15 protein-coding genes are annotated in these 17835 nt (G+C 67.1%); 5 read left to right on the top strand and 10 right to left on the bottom strand.

What is annotated here, in order from left to right:
- Position 1 precedes the first annotated feature (1 nt).
- The gene (locus tag RIB98_14580; GenBank protein MEQ8842206.1) at positions 2-988 is read right to left on the bottom strand and encodes a TerC family protein; all 987 of its coding nucleotides are present in this window, start codon (positions 986-988) and stop codon (positions 2-4) included.
- Between the two features lie 27 nt (positions 989-1015).
- The gene (locus tag RIB98_14575; protein MEQ8842205.1) at positions 1016-3259 is read right to left on the bottom strand and encodes an SGNH/GDSL hydrolase family protein; all 2244 of its coding nucleotides are present in this window, start codon (positions 3257-3259) and stop codon (positions 1016-1018) included.
- Positions 3260-3336: 77 nt separating this feature from the next.
- On the opposite strand from RIB98_14575, the gene RIB98_14570 reads away from it, so the two are divergent.
- Positions 3337-4536: an MFS transporter gene (locus RIB98_14570; protein MEQ8842204.1), complete on the top strand. Its 1200-nt coding sequence runs from the start codon at positions 3337-3339 to the stop codon at positions 4534-4536.
- Here the strand turns inward: RIB98_14570 and RIB98_14565 are convergent.
- Complete coding sequence (locus RIB98_14565; GenBank protein ID MEQ8842203.1) at positions 4512-4946, bottom strand: nitroreductase/quinone reductase family protein; 435 nt, start codon at positions 4944-4946, stop codon at positions 4512-4514. The two genes, RIB98_14570 and RIB98_14565, sit on opposite strands and share 25 nt — an antisense overlap.
- 31 nt (positions 4947-4977) lie before the next feature.
- On the opposite strand from RIB98_14565, the gene RIB98_14560 reads away from it, so the two are divergent.
- The gene (locus tag RIB98_14560) at positions 4978-6075 is read left to right on the top strand and encodes a hypothetical protein (GenBank protein MEQ8842202.1); all 1098 of its coding nucleotides are present in this window, start codon (positions 4978-4980) and stop codon (positions 6073-6075) included.
- Between the two features lie 7 nt (positions 6076-6082).
- On the opposite strand, the gene RIB98_14555 is transcribed toward RIB98_14560, so the two are convergent.
- Positions 6083-7105 (bottom strand): alpha/beta hydrolase fold domain-containing protein, encoded by a 1023-nt coding sequence (locus RIB98_14555; protein MEQ8842201.1) that lies wholly within the window; start codon positions 7103-7105, stop codon positions 6083-6085.
- Positions 7106-7184: 79 nt separating this feature from the next.
- Here RIB98_14555 and RIB98_14550 point away from each other — a divergent pair, with 79 nt between their 5' ends.
- Positions 7185-8765: an ATP-binding cassette domain-containing protein gene (locus tag RIB98_14550; protein ID MEQ8842200.1), complete on the top strand. Its 1581-nt coding sequence runs from the start codon at positions 7185-7187 to the stop codon at positions 8763-8765.
- Between the two features lie 7 nt (positions 8766-8772).
- Here the strand turns inward: RIB98_14550 and RIB98_14545 are convergent, their stop codons facing one another.
- Both RIB98_14545 and RIB98_14540 read right to left on the bottom strand, forming a co-directional pair.
- Complete coding sequence (locus RIB98_14545; GenBank protein ID MEQ8842199.1) at positions 8773-9171, bottom strand: hypothetical protein; 399 nt, start codon at positions 9169-9171, stop codon at positions 8773-8775.
- The gene (locus RIB98_14540; GenBank protein ID MEQ8842198.1) at positions 9171-11213 is read right to left on the bottom strand and encodes a hypothetical protein; all 2043 of its coding nucleotides are present in this window, start codon (positions 11211-11213) and stop codon (positions 9171-9173) included. The genes RIB98_14545 and RIB98_14540 overlap by 1 nt, the downstream gene beginning before the upstream one ends.
- A gap of 62 nt (positions 11214-11275) precedes the next feature.
- Here RIB98_14540 and RIB98_14535 point away from each other — a divergent pair, with 62 nt between their 5' ends.
- Positions 11276-12283: an IS1595 family transposase gene (locus RIB98_14535; protein MEQ8842197.1), complete on the top strand. Its 1008-nt coding sequence runs from the start codon at positions 11276-11278 to the stop codon at positions 12281-12283.
- Between the two features lie 89 nt (positions 12284-12372).
- Here RIB98_14535 and RIB98_14530 read toward each other — a convergent pair whose 3' ends face one another.
- Both RIB98_14530 and RIB98_14525 read right to left on the bottom strand, forming a co-directional pair.
- Complete coding sequence (locus tag RIB98_14530; protein MEQ8842196.1) at positions 12373-13410, bottom strand: XRE family transcriptional regulator; 1038 nt, start codon at positions 13408-13410, stop codon at positions 12373-12375.
- The gene (locus RIB98_14525; GenBank protein ID MEQ8842195.1) at positions 13407-14024 is read right to left on the bottom strand and encodes a hypothetical protein; all 618 of its coding nucleotides are present in this window, start codon (positions 14022-14024) and stop codon (positions 13407-13409) included. Before RIB98_14525 ends, RIB98_14530 begins: the two co-directional genes overlap by 4 nt.
- 47 nt (positions 14025-14071) lie before the next feature.
- On the opposite strand from RIB98_14525, the gene RIB98_14520 reads away from it, so the two are divergent.
- Positions 14072-14215, top strand: coding sequence for a hypothetical protein (locus tag RIB98_14520; protein ID MEQ8842194.1), 144 nt, complete (start codon positions 14072-14074; stop codon positions 14213-14215).
- 86 nt (positions 14216-14301) lie between these two features.
- Here RIB98_14520 and RIB98_14515 read toward each other — a convergent pair whose 3' ends face one another.
- A complete protein-coding gene (locus tag RIB98_14515; protein ID MEQ8842193.1) occupies positions 14302-15021 on the bottom strand; it encodes an NYN domain-containing protein in 720 nt (239 codons plus the stop codon).
- Between the two features lie 99 nt (positions 15022-15120).
- Positions 15121-17829: an adenylate/guanylate cyclase domain-containing protein gene (locus RIB98_14510; GenBank protein ID MEQ8842192.1), complete on the bottom strand. Its 2709-nt coding sequence runs from the start codon at positions 17827-17829 to the stop codon at positions 15121-15123.
- Between the last annotated feature and the right edge of the window lie 6 nt (positions 17830-17835).

The following is a 17835-nucleotide window of genomic DNA, read 5'->3' as shown; positions in this document are numbered from 1 at the left end:
GTCAGACCACCACCGATTCTCGTCGGGTCTTGGCCTCGCTGAACACGATGGCGGCCGCCATCATGGTGAGAATCACGCCCAGCGAGATGTAGGTCTCGAGGTGATACCACTGGCTTGCCGCCATCTTCGCTCCGACGAAGATCAGGATTCCACCGAGGGCATGGGACAGATAGTGGAAGCGCTGGCGCGCATCGGCCAGCAAGAAATACATGGCCCGTAGCCCGAGAATGGCGAAGGCGTTCGAGGCGAACACGATGAACGGCTCGTTGGACACTGCGAGCACCGCCGGCACCGAGTCGAGGGCGAAGATCACATCGGTCAACTCGACCACGACGAGCGCGGCAAAGAGCGGCGTCGCCGCCCTCGCGCCGTTGACGACGGTGAAGAACTTGTGGCCGTCGAACTCGTCGGTCACTGGCATGATGCGTCGCAGGAGACCGAGACCGAGGGTCGATTCCTTCTCGCCCTCGTCGTCGCGGTGCCGGATGATCCGCAGACCCGTGAAGATCAGGAACACCCCGAACACCACAAGGATCCACACGAAGCGTTGGATGAGCGCCGCGCCCACGAGGATGAAGACCAGCCGCAGGGTCAGCGCGCCGAAGATGCCCCAGAACAGCACCCGGTGCTGGTAACGCAGCGGGATCGCCATCGACGAGAACAGGATCGACCAGACGAACACGTTGTCGATGCTGAGGGACTTCTCGATGAGATAGCCCGAGGTGTACTCGCCGAAGGCGTCGCCGCCGAACCCGACCAGGACCACGACCGAGAACGACAGCCCGAACGAGATCCAGATCAGCGTCTCGGTCAGCGCCTCGCGCGTGCTCGGCTCGTGGTCGTCGCGATGGCGGTAGAGGTCGACGCCGAGCAGGATCGCGATCGCCGCCGCGAGACCCACCCACCAGACCGCCGTGACATCGAGGTCGACGAAGTTGTCGCGGGCCGACTCCGAAGCTGCCAGCAGCGTCGGGGCGAGAGGGAACATCGCGCCAACGTAGCGCCACTTCGAGCGCTACAGCGGCGTGACGCGACTGACGAAGCCGGCGAACGGAAGCCGGCGAAGAAGGCGTCCGACGAGTCCCGCCTGGCCGGCGGCGCGGGTCAGCATGAGGCCCCCGAGGGCGATCGCCGCCAGCGACACGAGCACGAGCCGCAGGCTCTGCATGATGGTGCACTGATTGAACGAGTCCAGCTCGTTGCAGCCGCCCACGGGCGCGTCGACCACCACCTCGGCATCATCGGGGATCTCGCCGTCATCACCCTCGGCCGTGGGTTCGACCGGGCCGGACATCACCGGCCGCGCGGTCGCCGAGGCACAGTCGGTGGAGGTGGCGCCGACGTGGCAGTCGGCGTCGAGAAAGGCGACCAGTTCCGCCGCCATCAGCTCGTGACCGAGACGCGTCGGGTGAAAGGTGTTGTGGATGATCTTCACCGGGGAGAGCCGGTCCAGCAGGTCGTCACCCTCGGTCGGCTGGAACGCCAGCGCCCGAATCGCATCGGGGGCGACGAGCGTCCCGTCGGCGCCGAGTTCGCAGAAGCGCGCACCCTCGTAGGCTGCGGCCGCCGCGGTGAAGTGCACGACCTGGTCGCCGCCGACATCGGCCACCGCGAGACCGACGGCCCGGTTCAGCGCCTCGACGAACTTCCTCAGGGCGATGGTCTCCGTGCCGTTGAACGGCACCTGACCGCCACACGCATCGGCGTCGGGGCCGAACATCTGCGGGTAGGCGACGACGACGATCGGACTGGTCGGGAAGAGCTCACGGGCCCTACCTATCGCAGTGGCGGCCCGCGCGGTCACCCCTTCGAGTGCGGGGGTCGAGCTTGCATCGAGGGCGTTGTCGCAGGATCCGGGAAGGAAGCACGCCGCGCCGATCTTGGCGAAGCCGGCGTCGTTGCCGCCGAGCGACAGCAGCACGAGCTCGGGATCGTTGTCGTTGCCCCGCTCGACCTCCCAGCGAAGCAACTGTCCGTAGACCGAGTTGGACTCGAACTCGACGGCCTCGTCCTCGGCCGAGAGCACGCCGGTGGCGCCGGTCGTCGCGAGCGCGCCCGAACAGCCATAGAAGGCGAGTTCGAGACCACGATCGGCCGCCACCAGCGGGCTGTAGGCGAACTCGCTCCGACGGCACTCGTTGATTCCGCGGGCCGAGAGGTCCCGCCGGCCCGCGGTGTTGGTGTCCTCGTAGAACGAACCGATGCCATCCCCCGAGAGATACGAATCACCGAAGGCGGCCAGCACCGCCGGTGCATCGACCGCCGGATCGGGCGCCGGCCCACCGGTGTGGTCCTGGACCACCCACACCATCACCAGTCCCAGCAGCACGAGGACCACGAGACCCTCACCCCGGGTGACGAGTGAGGCGCCGAAGAGCATCGCCCCGGCGACCCCGGCGAAGACCGCGACCCGCGAGACATCGTCGCCGATTGCCAGCACCCACCAGAGCAGTCCGACCGCGAGGGCCACGAGGCCGATGAGGGCGGTGACCTTCCAGGCGTCGGGGGTTGGCGGGGCCACCGGCCCGACTCGACCGAGCAGACGAGGTCGCCGTCGCGCCGATACCAGGGCCAGACCGACGGGGAACAGGAAGAGGATCGGCCACCGCACCCGGTCGGCATCGGCGAAGAGCACGAACGCCGCCGGCAGCAACATGCAGAACGCACCCAACCCGACGAGCCAGGGGCTTTCGACGATGGCCCGCCGGGCGACCTCGAATGCCAACCACACGGCGAAGGCGACCAGACCGGCGACCACGCCGGAACGTTCCCAGCCGGTCAGCAGCGCGGCCGGGAGCAGCGTCGTACCCGCGATGAGCAGCGCGTTGAGTCCCCAGGCCACTGCGAACGGCACCGCATCGGTCGTGCCGGTGATCTCCCCCAACCTCGCCCGTACGACCTGCACCACCGGGACCGTGCCGGCGAGCCAGAACCCGAGTGCGTTGGCGATACCGATCTGGAGGTTCTCGGTGGACGACCACGCCATGATCAGCGCAGCAACGGCCACCACGGCGATGCCGAGGGCGGCGAGCGTCAGGTGGGTGGTGAGCCAACGGCGCACGTCCCAGCGGGTCGGATCGGTGATCCACGCGGCGTAGGCGACATTGATGTTCCAGAGTGACAACGCACCGAGGAGCGCCGACACGACGGTCACGATCCAGGGATCGTTCCAGCCCAGTCCGTCGACCACGGACGGCGCAGCGAGGGTGACCATGAGCACGCCGAGCCAGGAGAATCCGCTGCTGATCCCTGCCGCCATGACCGGATCCTAGAGGTCGCTCGCGGGGCCGACGGAAATAGCCACCGGGCCGGGGCCCGAGTCCGTAGCCTGCGCTGATGTCTGAACCCCGACTGTCGCGACGACGGCGCGTGCCGGCCGGCTGGGTGTTCTCCGCACTGTCGGCGTCGCTGGCCGCCGGCTACGGCGTTCTGTTCACGATCGTCGGCGACTATCGCGACGAGTACGGCATCGCCGAGAAGTGGCTGGGCCTGCTGATCGGGGCCGGGTTCATCTCCGCCTTCTTCGCCCAGATCATCATCGCGCCACTCGCCGACCGCGGCCACGCCCGTCGCCTCATCATCGCCGGCGTGCTCGGCAACGTGGGCGGTCTCCTGCTGATGGCCGTCGGCACGTCGCTGTGGCCGCTCATGATCGGCCGGATCATCTCGGGCATCGGCATCGGCACCTCGCTCCCGGCGATTCGGCGCATCGTGATCCTCGCCGACCCCGACAATCTCGGTCAGAACCTGGGCCGTCTTCTCAGCGCCGACGTGTTCGGCTTCGCCACCGGGCCGGCGATCAGCGCGGCACTCGTGGGCCCGTTCGGCCTGGCTTCCCCCTTCCTCGTCGTCAGCGCACTCACGCTCGCCCTCGTGCCGTTCGCCGTCGCGGTCGACGTGGTCGAGACACACGACGCCACCGCCCAGCGCCTCGCGTTCGACCTGCTGAGGGATCGCGTGGTCGCCGGCGCGGTCGTGCTCGGCGCGGCAGTGTTCTTGATGATCGGCGGGTTCGACGCGCTGTGGGACATCGTTCACGAGGATCTGCACACCACCGACTGGCTCGCCAACCTCGGCATCACCCTCTTCGCCCTGCCGCTGGTGGTCCTGGGCCCGACCTCGGGCCGACTCGCCCAGCGCATCGGTCCGTTCCGTATCGGCGCCGCCGGTCTGATCGGCGGCGCGTTCTTCATGTTCCTCTACGGACAGCTGCCCACGGGCGGCTGGATCTTCGCCTTCGCGATGTTGCACGCGTGCACCGACGGCATCTCGGTTGCATCCTCGGGAGTGGCGATCTCCATGGCCGTGCCCGAATCGCGCCAGGCCGGTGCCCAGGGGTTGATGGGCGCATCGCAGTCACTCGTCGCGGGCATCGCGGCGCCGGTGATCGCGGCAGTCTACGAAGGCCCCGGTCGGGCGGCGGCCTACGGCAGCGCGGCTGCGGGAATGCTGGTGCTCACCGCGATCGGCATCGCGCTGGCATGGCCCTTCATCCGCGCCAAGGGGCGTAGCTACGCGCCGGCAGGATCGAGATAGACGAACGGGATCTCCCGGTCGGTCTTCTTCTGGTAGCCGGCGTAGTTCGTGTAGCGCGTCGTGACGGTGTCCCACAGTGCCGCCCGTTCCTCCGAGGAGAGCACCCGAGCCACATAGTCCTCGGCCTCGTTTCCGCCCATTGCCACCTTCACGGCCGGCTCCTCTCGCAGATTGAGGAACCAGGCCGGGTGCACGTCGTCGCCGCCGCGGGATGCGACGATCAGCAGCGAGTCGCCGTCCTGGTGCGGCGACGTGAGCATCACGCTGCGGGGCTTCCCGGACTTGCGGCCGATGGTGGTGAGTTCGAGCACCGGCATCTTCCCGGCCGTCCACCCGACTCGGCCGCCGCTGAGCTTGAGCAGCCCCCGGTGGAGCGTGTTCATTCCCTTGAGCATCACGTCACTGGGCATCGCCGCAAACTACCTCCGCTACGGTGCGGCCGTGGCCGAGCCGCTGAAGAACCAGTTCGACCGAGCGCTCGTCACCCACCTCGGGACGCGCTTTCGATCGGTGCACCCGACGTTCGACCCGGTGGCCTTCGCCGACACTCTGGTCGCGGCCTTCCCGCTGCTCGAACTGAAGGATCGCATCAACCTCATCGCCGATGAGCTCCGTGCCGCGCTGCCCGACGACTACCCCACTGCGCTCGAGCTCGTCGTCGCCGTCGCCGAGACCGACGGCACCGAGGGGTTCACCGCGTGGCCGCTGTGCTCATTCGTCGAGCGCCATGGTCTGGTCGACCCGCCGGCATCACTTGTCGCGATGCCTCGCCTGACCCGCCGGTTCTCCTGCGAGTTCGCGGTGCGTCCGTTCCTCGAACATCATCTCGCGCTGACCCTCGCCGCGATGCGGGTCTGGGTGCGATCATCCGACGAGGCGGTGCGACGGTTGCCCTCGGAGGGCACCCGCCCGTATCTGCCGTGGGGACCGAAGGTGCAGGCCCTGCTCGACGACCCCGAGATCGGCATCGAGCTGCTGCACGCACTGCGTCACGACCCCAGCGAGACCGTCCGCCGCTCCGTGGCCAACCATCTCAACGACATCGCCCGCAATCACCCGGCCCGTGTGGTGGAGATCTGCGAGCACTGGCAGGCCGAGCCCGCCACCGACCCGACCATGATCCGCCACGCCCTGCGCAGTCTGGTGAAGAAGGGCAACGCCGGTGCGCTCGCAGTGCTCGGCTTCACCACCGATCCCGAGGTCGAGGTCGACGATTTCGCCGTGAGCCCCGAGCGACTCTCGCTGGGCGAATCCATCCAGCTCACCGCAAGTCTCACATCGCGCGCCGGCGCCCACCAGCGCCTCGTCGTCGACTTCGTGATCCATCACCCGGCGGCCAAGGGCACCACGTCGCCCAAGGTCTTCAAGTGGACCACCATCGAACTGGCGCCGGGACAGTCAGCCCAGCTCACCAAGTCCCGCAGGATCGCGACGGCCTCGACGCGGCGTTACCACGCCGGCCCGCACGTGGTGGAGCTCCAAGTGGCCGGCCGGGTCCTCGCGGCCACGTCGTTCGAACTCCTCGACAGCTCCGAATGACCCGGACTCAGCTCCGGGCGAAGGCCGCCAGGTCGCGGGCCGTGTCGCGGGAGATGTCGGTGCACACCATCGGGAAGATCTCGGTGCCGTGCATGGTGCCCATCACCTGCCGGCATCGCGCGTCCACCCCGGCCTCGAGGAGCAACCGATAGAACTCGATGCCTTCGTCACGCAGGGGATCGCACTCGTTGACGCTGATCATCGTGCGCGGAAAGCCGGCCACGTCATCGACCGTGGCGAACGACGGCCACGCCATCGGGTCCTCGGCGTCGAACGCCTCGATGCCGTAGCCCATGCGACCCCGGTTGTTGTGGAGACTGAGGAGGATCCCCTCGTTCTCGGTCGATGACGGATGTCGGGGCAACGGCCATTCGCCGGCGATGTAGGGGCAGAGCGCGTAGAGACCCTTGATGAGCCCGAGCTCGCCGGTGGATTTCAGGCGCATGGTGCTGGCGATCGACAGGTTCCCGCCACCACTCTCGCCAGCCAGGACGATCCGGTCGGGGTCGATGCCGAGGTCGCCTGCGTTCTCGATCACCCAGTGGAGTCCGGCCACACAGTCGTCGAGGCCGGCCGGGTACTTCGCCACTTCGGGGGCCGTCGAGGGCGAGATCGAGTTCCGGAAGTCGACCATCGTCACCGCGACCCCGTTGGCCGCGATGATCTTGCCCCACGCCCGGTAGTTGCCGTCGAACGCCGACAGCGACGCCATCCCGCCGCCATGGATGTAGTAGACGCCGGGTACGGTCTCGTCGCTGTCCGGGCGGATGACGTTGATCTTCACGGTGTTGCCGTCGGGCGACGAAGTGAACTCGTGGCTCGCCATCCGCAGACCGGCCGACGGGGCGATCTCCTCGGTGTCATTGGCGTCCATGAACGCAGCGATCAGCTGGGCCGTCTCGCGGTTGGCGGCGGCCTCCTCGACCAGTTCCTCCCAGCTCGCCGCGTCACCGCGGGTGAGGTCGGGGAACGCGGCCAGCATCGGCTTCAGCCGGGGGTCGAGTCGGCGGTCGTCGGCAATGTCGGGCATCGCAGGATCGTAGGGACACCGGCGCGGCGGCGTCATATTCCGGCCGGAGCCGGCGCTCGGCCCGGTACGGTCGTCGGCCGTGGGATCCATCCAGGTCAGTCATCTCGGATGGTCGCTTCCCGGCGGGCAGATGCTGCTCGACGATGTGTCGTTTCGTGTCGGCGAGAGTGAACACGTTGCGCTCGTCGGGGCCAACGGGGCCGGAAAGAGCACGGTGATGCGACTGATCGCCGGCACGGAGACACCCACCGACGGGACGATCTCGGTCGATGGATCGCTCGGCGTGATGACCCAGCTGGTCGGCTCGCTCGGCAGCACCACGACGGTGCGCGATCTCTACGTCTCGCTCTCCAGCCCGGAGCTGCAGGACGCAGCGGGCCGCCTCGCCCGGGCCGAGCGACAGATGGCCGAGGGCACCGATGACGGCATGAAGTACGCCAAGGCGCTCGACCTCTGGGGTGGGGTGGGCGGCTACGACGCCGAGGTGCTGTGGGAGGAATGCGCCCACCGGGTGACGGACCTCTCCTGGTCCGAGGTCAACGAGCGATCGATGGCGACGTTCTCCGGCGGCGAGCAGAAGCGCATGGCGCTCGAACTGCTGTTGCGCTCGGAGCACGACGTGTTGCTGCTCGACGAGCCCGACAACTTCCTCGACGTGCCCGGCAAGGAATGGCTGGCCGAACGGATCTGTTCGACTCCCAAGTCGGTGCTCTACGTGAGCCACGACCGCGAACTACTGGCCCAGTCGTCGCAGAAGGTCGTGACGATCGAGGCCAACGGCGCGTGGACCCACGGCGAGTCGTTCACCTCTTGGCGCGAGGCCCGCGAACACCGCCTTTCGCTCATCAGCGACGAGCAGCGACGCTGGGCCCAGGAACGCAAGCGGCTCGTGAACCACATGCGCGAACAGAAGCGCCGCGCCGCGATGAGCGATGCCAACGCCAGCCGTGCCCGCGCCGCGGAGACCCGCCTGCGCCACTTCGACGAGAAGGGCGCACCGCCGGAACTCGCCCGAGAGCAGAAGATCGACATGCGCCTGCAGGGTGGGCGCACCGGCAAACGGGTCGTGATCTGCGAGCAGCTCGAACTGACCGACCTCACGTTTCCCTTCGACCTCGAGATCTGGTTCGGCGAACGGGTGGCGGTGGTCGGCCGCAACGGCACGGGCAAGTCGCACTTCCTCCGACTCCTCGCCGGCCAGGACGTCGCCCACTCCGGTGAATGGAAGCACGGCGCCCGCGTGGTGCCCGGGCTGTTCAACCAGACCCACGATCACCCCGAGCTCAGGGGCAAGCAGCTGATCGACATCCTCGCGGCCCGCGATCTCAATCGCGGGCCGGCCATGGCCCGGCTGCGCCGCTACGAACTCAACCTCTCGGCCGAGCAGACCTGGGACACGCTGTCGGGTGGCCAGCAGGCCCGCTTCCAGATCCTGCTGCTCGAGATCGACGGCGCCAACCTGCTGCTGCTCGACGAGCCGACCGACAACCTCGACGTCGCCTCGGCCGAGGCGCTCGAGGCCGGCCTCGACGTGTTCGAGGGCACCGTCGTCTGTGTCACCCACGACCGCTGGTTCCTGCGCACCTTCGACCGCTTCATCGCCTTCACCGACGACGCCGACGTGGTCGAGGTCGACGACCCCGCCGTCGCCTGGAGCTGATCCGTCGTTAGTAACGCAGCTCGCTCTCGACGAAGTCGTCGGGCAGCACCCGCTCGGGATGCCGCTTGACGTAGATCCATTGCATGCGGTGGTCGAGCTTCCCGTACTCCTGTCGGGTCACCTTCAGCCAATGGAGGTTGAACTCGACACCGCCGCTGTAGTCGTCGAATTCGAATGCGAACTCCGCCATCTCGAAGCGATCCAGGTGGGTCGGCTCCGACTCGAACCACAGGTAGGCGTTCACGCACTCGGTCTCGAGGTCGGTCGTGATCGACAGACCCCACACGTTGTCGACGAAGTGGCCGAGCGCGGCGCGGGTGACCACGCTGCTCATGTGCCGCCAGAACTCTTCCTGGAGCGTGGTCTCCGGTCGCCGGAACGGGACGTACTCGTGGTCAGTCGACATCAGCGGGTCCTCCAGGGACGGGTCGGGACGACACTCGGAATCGAGGTGCCCTTGATCAGGAACATGTTGGTCTCGGCGATCTCGAGCCCCGACTCGGGCATGCTCCGGTGGATCCCCGTCACGCCGTCGTAGCGGACGAGCAGATCCTGGTTGCGGGTGATGCAGAGGACGTCGGCCGAGCGGTCGTGGACGGCGTCGAGCACCCGTTGTGCATCGGCGGCATCGTCGAAGTAGCCGCCGTCGATCTGGTTCGGCGAGCCCTGGACATGACGCGCCTGGCGCTGTCGACTCACCCGGTCGGTCAACGCGGCGAGTTGCTCTTCGACCGAGTCGAACCTGGCCATGTGGCGAGTGGCCCACTCGCCCATGCCCTCCGCTGCTTCGATGCCACCGGCCACCGTGCCGATCTGCTCGGCGAGATCGTGCACGGCCCCCTCGTCCTCTTCGGGGATGATCAGATCGAACCCGCCGGTGGCGATCACGTCGGCCGACCCTCCGGTGACACCGGCGATGGCGGCGACCCGCCCGAGACCCGTGGTCGCGGTGAGCGAGGCCGCGGCGCCGGCCGCCGCGGCATGGATCCCCGCGCCGATGAAGGCGCCCTTCGCCGTGTTGGCCAGCAGGTCGTCGAGCATCGGCTCGCCGGTGGCGAGGTTGATCGCGATTGTCGTGCCGCCGGCGGCCAGCATCCCCGACCCGACGACCAGTACGAACGAACCGGCCCCACCGGTGGCCACGATGACGGCGCCGGACGCCAGCAGCGCCGCCGCCATCGCCAGCTCGTCCTTGTGCTCCTGGAACCACGACTCGTCGAACCAACCGGCCTCGAGGGCGACCTCGGCCGCCGCCACGACCTCTTCGGGCAGGTCCGGGTTGTCGGCGACGAAGGCGCGGAAGTCGTTCTCGGATCGGTATCCGTCGACCACGCCGGAGGCGTCGGCGGCGATGTCGATCTCGTCGGCGTAGTCGCCGAGGATCGTGTGGAGTTGCGCCTTCAGCATGAAGGCCCGCAGGTCGACCTCGGCGATCATTCCGTCGCCGGGCTCGGTCGACCCGAACCCGCCGGCGGCGAACAGGTCGGTGTTGGCCTCGGCCGTGTCGAGGCGATGACGCAACCCGGGAAGATCGAGCAGCGCCTGCGCCGCAACCACCTGGCTCGGTGCGAACAGCCAGGGGTGCTCGACCACGAACTCGAGGTCACCGACCGAGACCCGCTCGTCACGGGCCCCGCCGGTGGCGTTGTCGAACACCGAGAAGTGCTCCTCGAGCCCGGCCAGCGCCTCGAACTCGGTGAGGGTGACGCCGAGTCCCCGTGCCGCGAGACCCTGCCCGACCGTGTCCAGCAGGCCGGTGTCGGTCTGTGCTGCATGGTGGAGGATCACGCCCAGGTCGAGCTCGAAGTTCTCCACGATGGTCAACGCGGCGAGCGATTCGTCGTCGCCGAATCCGCGGGCCCGGAGGTCGACGAGGTTCGCGTCGAACCGCTCGATCATTTCTCGCGCCGACGTCTCGTCGAGGCCGAAACCACTCATGACAGCCGCAACCCGTTGGTCGAACGCGAGCTCGGCGGCGACGAACTCGAACGCCGCGGCCGCGGTGAGCCCACCGCGGATCGCTCGCTCGACACGACGGGCGTGGTCCTCGTCGCCGTCGACGAGTCGAAGGATCACCTCCCGCATCTCGGCGAGCAGCGCCTCGCGACCCTCCGCTCGGGGACTGCCTTGCCAGGCGTCCAACTGCGTCGACAGGTGGTCGAGCACCCCGAAGCCGTGGTGGGTGCGATCGATCTGGTCGAGGCGCCCGCGCAGATCGCCGGCAAGGTCCTCGAACCCTCGCCGAGCCGACGCGAGCGGCACCAGCGCCCCCGTGCGGTCGGTGTGCAACAGCGCCGACGCCCGGTCGAGATGGTCCCGCAGGGCGATCTGGTCGGCGACGATCTCCTCCGCCGCGGCGGAGAGGAGGACCGCGAGCTCGCGGGCCGCGCCAAGATCGATCAGCAGGGTGTCAGCGGTAGCGGTGGCGGCGGTAGCGGTGTCGGACATTGAAAGCATTTCATGGTGATGTGTGACTTGACGTACCCACGTTGAACAGGCATAATGGGTGCATGAGCAGCGAACCCATCTCGATCATCCGCCTAGCGGAGCGCATCACTACCGAGGCAGAGGCGTACAAGCTGCTGGAGGACATGCGTTGGGGCGAGGACCGCTCCGGCCAGTCGTGCCCGAAGTGCGGCAGCGTTCGCAAGTTCTACTTCATCGCCCCCAAGGACGGCGGCGAGACACGCAAGACGAACCGTGGCACCGCAACCCAGCGTCGTCGCTGGAAGTGCGCCGACTGCCGCCACCAGTTCTCGGTACTCACCGGCACCATCTTCCACGGCACCAAGATCTCGGTGCGCAAGTGGCTGTTCGTGATCTTCGAGATGTGTGCATCGAAGAACGGCATCTCGGCCCGCGAGATCGAACGCAAGTATGAGTTGACTGCCAAGTCGGCGTGGTTCATGACGCATCGGATTCGTGAAGCGATGAAGCGTGAGCCAATGGCCGGACTCCTGGCCAACACCACCGTCGTTGCTGACGAGACGTTCATCGGCGGTCTGCCAAAGAACAAGCACCAGCAAGGCCGCAAGCGCCCCGGCACCTCCAAGGGCTACGCAGGCACCCCCCATCACAAGACCGCTGTACTGTCGCTGGTCGACAAGACCACGGGCGAGGTCCGATCACGAGTCGTCCCCAACGTCACCGGCGACACGCTGCGCGACGCGATCGCCGAGCAGGTCGATACGCCATCGAGCCACCTCCACACCGATGGACACGCCGGCTACCGCCAGATCGGCCACGAGTTCGTGTCACACGAGCATGTGGCGCATGACCGCCACGAATACGTCCGCGGCGACGTGTCCACGAACCAGGCCGAAAACTTCTTCAGCCAGCTGAAGCGCAGCATCGACGGCACCCACCACCACGTCTCACCTGAGCACCTGCCCCGGTACCTCGCCGAGTTCGACTACCGCTACTCCACCCGGGACATGACCGACACCGAGCGCATGCGCCGGGTCATCGATCAGACGCAGGGGCGCCGGTTGTCCTGGAAGCCACTCAGGCGTGACTGATCGGTAAGGTGGAGCATTCGGGGATCGGACCCGACGCAGCAGCTTCCAAGGCCCGCAGCGGTCAACCAGAACATGCCCCTAGCAGGAGGTCAAGCGACTAGATCGCGAGTCGGAATCGCCGGTATCCCCAGCTTCTTTCCGACCCGCATCGGGTCCGAAGACCCGTATGCCGCTTCCATAAGACGCCGCATCAGTGCCGGTTCCTCTACCGGAACCTCAACCGGTTCTGCGGTCCGCCACCCGCGGGACGCGATCTGCTTGTAGAGCGACGTCTGCCGGTCTTTGTCGATGACGTTCAGGTCGTAGCACCGCTTGACAAGCGCTTGCACTGACATCCCCCATCGCGCCTTGGCTTCGACCAAGACCTTCAAGGTGATCGGTGTGCGCAGCGAGTGGATTGCATCGGCCGGCACGATCAGGGACGAGCCAAAGCGGAACGCTTCTTCCTCGGCGGCCTGGACCGACGGGGGATGGCGATACTGATGCAAGACGAGATGCCCGAGTTCATGAGCAACGGTGAGTCGCGTCCGGTCGCCCGTGCGTCCACGTGTTGCGTAGATCACAGGTACCCCAACGGGAGGGTCGGGCCAGAACGCGGCACCGTCGTGGTCGAGTCGGTCCGTGCTGGTGACCTCCGCGTTGGCATAGACGACCACGACACCGGCGCGTTCGACTGCACGGACGATGTTGGCGATCGGGTCCATTCGTCCCACCCCAAGCCATTCTCGTGCCGACTCGGCCACGGTTTCGATCTCGTTCAGGGGAATGTCGTCGTGGAGAGACTGGATGCGGACCGGTGGCGGTGAGGCGACTGTGGATGCCAGCTGGACTGCCTCGATCGTGTGACGCACGACAGCGCGCACGCGGTCGTCGTCGCGCTGGGTCGCTCTTGCCTTCTTCCTGAATCGAAGGCTTCCTTCGGGGAGGTCCGGAAGCGGTCCCCGCGAGAAAAAATCTGGCGAAAATCCGGTGGCCGCCGCGAGCTCATCCAGCCGGCTTGGATCGAGCGAAATCGCCCCAAGCATCTGATTAACGCGGGGTTGCGTCACTCCAAGGTGAAGACCGAGGTCTTTCTGCGTCCAGCCGTAGTACTCGAGTACATGGCGGATTCGATCTCCGACCGTCACCCTGACTGACCCTTCCTCGATTCTTCGGCTGGGTGAACGTAGACGATGTCGGGTTCGCCGCCATCGTCGGACGGGTTGAACCTGAGCCCTGAGTAGCCGCCTTCTGCGCCTGGAAGGGGTACACGCCAGAACATCTTGATCTTCTTGCCCCATGACCATGGCTCGCGTGGAAGCCCGATGTGCACGACCGGTTCGTCGTCGAGGTCATACCAATCGATCACGAACGGCAGGGATGGAAGCCTCTGGCCGTTCACACCAATCGCGAGATTCAGAGTCTGCTGAACGTTGTACTCGCTGCGCCGTTCCGTGCTGTGTCCTGGGGGCGGGGTTTCCCGATTGACCGACCGAAGTACGCGAGCAGTGTGTAGATCTCCGAGAACGAGGTGGATACCCGAGTTGGCCACGTCGGGCCGAACCGGCGCGCCCGAGGCGATGAGTTCGCGACGAGCCTTGTACCGAGCGCTGTGGGACCAGTAGTGGTTGTCCTTGTCGGTATCATCGGAGAGAAGATCATTCGCGAAGTCGATACCGGCCGAGAGCGAGGGCACAAGGTGGGCGAGATCGTCAAGTACGACGGGGAGCACATCATCCGGCTCCGGGATTGGGTAGACCATGCTTATGAGATAAGCAGGATCGACACAAACTGTCAAGAGGTTCAAGAATGAGCGATCATGGGGTACCCGACCGTGACGAACGAGTCGCCATACCGCTCGACCCCGAGGAGGCGCTGAAGGCGCTACTCGCCGTCGACCCCGATCGCGACCCCGTTGAGGACGGAACTGAATCGGAAGACCTAGTTGACTAGAGCGTCGCTGTGGGTATGATGCAGTCATAACCCTCTCACCGCTTCGTCGGTGAGATTCGGAGCCCACCCGCAAGGGTGGGCTTCTGTCATTTCCAGGCCTTGGGGCGCTCCACGTGGCCCTTCTTGAGCGGGACGATGTCAGGCATCTGGCACTGGCCGGGCAGCTCTCGCCGCATGGGCCAACTCCACGATGCGACCTTCTCAAGATCCTTGGCCACGACGGCCATCGGGCTGACGACCCCCACGACGTTCCCCAGCGAGACCGCCATCTTGACGGCAGGCATCAAGTCCGAGTCGTTCGAAACCAGGATTGCTTGAGCGCAAGGCGGCGATGGAGAAAGAAGGTCCGCCAAGAGGTGTGACGCCAACGCCACGTCGGTGTGCTTCTCCTGCGGTAGCTGCACCCTGACCTTCCATCTTCTCTGTGCTCGCGACTTGGACTGTTTGCGGTCTAGGAGCTTCCCCAGGGCGGGCCAAGAGGCTGGCCGGGTCCGGTCCGCCCAACGTCGGTCGACAGCAATCGAACGCCACTCGTTGGGAGCAATGAACTTCCCCTTGTGCACTTCCACTAATGGGTTGGCGTCGATAGCCCGGAGTAGGTAGTTGTGGCGGCGGACTGAACCCGGATCTTCGGCTACCTGTGCCGACACTGGGGCCGTGAAGTACTTGACGCGAACCAAGGTGTCGCCGGCGGGAAGCAAACGCCGCGATAGCTCCTCGAAGTCGACCCATTTCGCTTCCGGAGTTCCCCGAACTGCTCCTGCATGAAAATTCAGCCCGTCGATGTACACGATCGTCCCCGCCATCGCCCGAACTTAGCCCAACGGCAGACCTCTCAGTGGGTACGTCAAGTCACACATCACCCATTTCATGTTGTTTCAGTGCTTTCTGTCAACCCCCTGCTCTCAGATGGCCGCCCGGCGAATGCGATCGAGTTCGGCGCGGAGGTGCTCCGACGCGTCGAGTTCGCTCAATGGCTTCTGCCGCCCCCGATGGATGGCCCGCAGTTCTTCTCCGTGGCCGAGTCGGTCCGCCAGCCCCTCGGCCAACCCGATGGTGAAGGGCGTCTTCGGCGACGCTGCCTGTTGGAGAAGGAGCCATGCGTGGTCGCGCTCCTCGCGGTGGATGGCCAGTGCGGCGAACCCCACCAGGGCGTCGTTGGCCATGCGACTGAGCCGACCCCGTAGCGCGGCCACGCCGAACTCCACGACGTGATTCGCGGCCTCGGCCGACCGATCCAGGTCGATGAGGGCGATCGCCCGCACGATCGGCGAACTGTCCCACACCGACGAGGACCACTCCCTCGAGTCGACGACCTCGAGGGCGCGCTCGGGCTCTCCCGCGAGGAAGTGGGCCGAGGCCAGCGCCAGCCCGGACATCACCACATGATTCGTGTGGCGACCCATCCCCTCGAGCAGGTCGTAGGCGCGGGCGAAGTGGGGCAACGAGTCGGCGACGCGATTCTCGTAGAGCGCGAGACACCCCTGCGCCCACACCCCGGGACTCAGGTACTCGTCGGGCAGCTGGTGTTGCGTGGCGATGTCGTGCGAGTGACTCGCCAGCTCGCGGGCACGGTCGGGGTACTGGCGACACGAGAGGAAGGCCATGAGCCCGGCTGCCTGGGCCCGCACTTCCGGCGTCGTGCCCTCGGCCGCCAGCAGCGCGTCGAGCTGGTCGTGCACGACCGGGAAATCGTCGAGCTGCATCGCGAGGACGGCGCGGATGTAGTGCATCCAATCGCGGTGAGGCCCCGGCTCGAGGCGGTCGGCGATCTGCTCCACCCAACGGCGACCCTCGATCGCCGGGATCTGTGATTCCCAGAGCCCCTGGCAACCGAAGGCGATGGCGGCGGCCGTGTCGGCACCGGCGTCCGTCTTCTCCCCATCGCGCGGTGTCCCGTCGCGCACTGCCCCGTCGCGCTCGCGAACGACCGCCCACTCCAGGGCGCTGGCGATGTTCGCCCAGTCGAGCCGCAGACCACCGGCACGGACGAGGTCGGTCGCTTCGCCGAAATCGGTGGTGACCGTCTGCGAGAGAAACCAGCGGAGGTGCGCGTCGCGAGCCGCCGTCACGTCCTCGGTTCGGGCCAGGTGGTCGCTCGCATAGATGCGGATGGTCTCGAGCAGGCGATAGCGGGCCGTGGGGTTGGCTGCCGCCTCGTCGACGGCCAGCAGCGACTTGGCCACGAGCGAGCCGAGGAGGTCCATCGCGTCGTAGTCATCGAAGCCCGAGACCGCGACCGCCGCGGGCAGGTCGAACGACCCGACGAACACCCCGCAGCGTCGGAAGAACTGCTGCTCGTCGTCGTCGAGCAGGTCGTAGGACCAGTCGAGCGTGGCCTGGAGGGTCCGCCGCTTCTGCCGACCCCGACCACCCGACAGCAAGCGGAACCGGTCGGCCATCCGATCGAGAATCTCGCTCGGCGACAGCACCGCGATGCGCGCCGCCGCCAACTCGATCGCCAGCGGCATCCCGTCGAGGTGTCGGCAGATGTCGACCACGGTCATCCGAACCGGGTCGCTCTCGTCGTCTCCGCAGCGGAAGTTGGGGTTGGCGGTCGTGGCCCGCTCGACGAACAACTCCACGGCGTGCGCCTCGCCGTCGAGACCCAGCGAACCCACCGCGATCACGCGCTCGCCGGGCACCTCGAGTCGTTGACGGGTCGTCGCGAGCAGCGCCGTCGCGCTCCCCCGGGCGAGCAGACGTTCGGCGAAGTCCGCACAGTCGTCGAGGATGTGCTCGCAGTTGTCGAGAACGAGCAGGGCGTCGCGACGGGCGAGGTGGTTGATGACCTGATCGAGTGCGCCCTCGCGCGAACCGCCGAACTCCAGCCGTACCGCGGCCGCCAGCGCGGCGGGCAACTCCGAGCCGTCGGAGACGCTCGACAGATCGGCGAAGTAGCAACCGTCCGCCCGACTCGGCAGCTCCTGGTAGGCCACTTCGACGGCCAGTCGGGTCTTGCCGCAACCGCCGGTGCCGGTGAGCGTGACGATGGGCGCCGACTCGAGAAGGTGTCGGGCCCGGGCGACCGAGTCGTTGCGTCCGATGATGCGGGTGCCCGGCAGCGGCAGTGTCGACAACGACGGATCGATCACCCGGAGCGGCCGGAACGATGCGACCCCCACCTGCGAGATGTCGACCGGATCGGGAACGTCGCGCAGGCGGTGCTGGCCGAGGGCGAGCATCTCGACGTCGACCACGCTCGCGACGGCATCGGACAGCAGGACCTGACCGCCCGATGCGAGCGCCTCGAGGCGCGCCGCCGTGTTCGGCACCGTGCCGAAGTAGTCACCGTCGCGCTGGGTGGCCCGGCCTCGATGCAGACCCATGCGCACACGCAGCGCGGGGCCGTTCTCCCAGTCCTCGGCCGCCAGCGCGGCCTGGGCGGCCATCGCCGCGCCCACCGCCGCCTTGGGATCCACGAACGCGCCACGGAAGTGATCGCCCGCCCAGCCGAAGACGTAGCCCCCACGGCTGACGATCGCGTCACGGATGATCCGATCGTGACGCTCGAGACTGCGGGCGGTGGCTGCCGCATCAGCCGCCCACAGACGCGTCGACCCCTCGACGTCGGTGAACAGGAACGTGACGATCCCCGCCGGGATCTCGCTCACAGTTCG

The organism is Acidimicrobiales bacterium, from assembly GCA_040219515.1.
Classification (GTDB): domain Bacteria; phylum Actinomycetota; class Acidimicrobiia; order Acidimicrobiales; family Aldehydirespiratoraceae; genus JAJRXC01.
This window is presented reverse-complemented; position numbering and strand designations above follow the sequence as displayed.

What these genes read in the sequence shown, in the direction of transcription:
- RIB98_14555 (MEQ8842201.1), bottom strand. Translation starts at nt 7,105, where the DNA reads ATGCCCGACATTGCCGACGACCGCCGACTCGACCCCCGGCTGAAGCCG.
- RIB98_14575 (MEQ8842205.1), bottom strand. Translation starts at nt 3,259, where the DNA reads ATGGCGGCAGGGATCAGCAGCGGATTCTCCTGGCTCGGCGTGCTCATG.
- RIB98_14535 (MEQ8842197.1), top strand. Translation starts at nt 11,276, where the DNA reads ATGAGCAGCGAACCCATCTCGATCATCCGCCTAGCGGAGCGCATCACT.
- RIB98_14565 (MEQ8842203.1), bottom strand. Translation starts at nt 4,946, where the DNA reads ATGCCCAGTGACGTGATGCTCAAGGGAATGAACACGCTCCACCGGGGG.
- RIB98_14515 (MEQ8842193.1), bottom strand. Translation starts at nt 15,021, where the DNA reads ATGGCGGGGACGATCGTGTACATCGACGGGCTGAATTTTCATGCAGGA.
- RIB98_14540 (MEQ8842198.1), bottom strand. Translation starts at nt 11,213, where the DNA reads ATGTCCGACACCGCTACCGCCGCCACCGCTACCGCTGACACCCTGCTG.
- RIB98_14525 (MEQ8842195.1), bottom strand. Translation starts at nt 14,024, where the DNA reads ATGGTCTACCCAATCCCGGAGCCGGATGATGTGCTCCCCGTCGTACTT.
- RIB98_14520 (MEQ8842194.1), top strand. Translation starts at nt 14,072, where the DNA reads ATGAGCGATCATGGGGTACCCGACCGTGACGAACGAGTCGCCATACCG.
- RIB98_14545 (MEQ8842199.1), bottom strand. Translation starts at nt 9,171, where the DNA reads ATGTCGACTGACCACGAGTACGTCCCGTTCCGGCGACCGGAGACCACG.
- RIB98_14570 (MEQ8842204.1), top strand. Translation starts at nt 3,337, where the DNA reads ATGTCTGAACCCCGACTGTCGCGACGACGGCGCGTGCCGGCCGGCTGG.
- RIB98_14580 (MEQ8842206.1), bottom strand. Translation starts at nt 988, where the DNA reads ATGTTCCCTCTCGCCCCGACGCTGCTGGCAGCTTCGGAGTCGGCCCGC.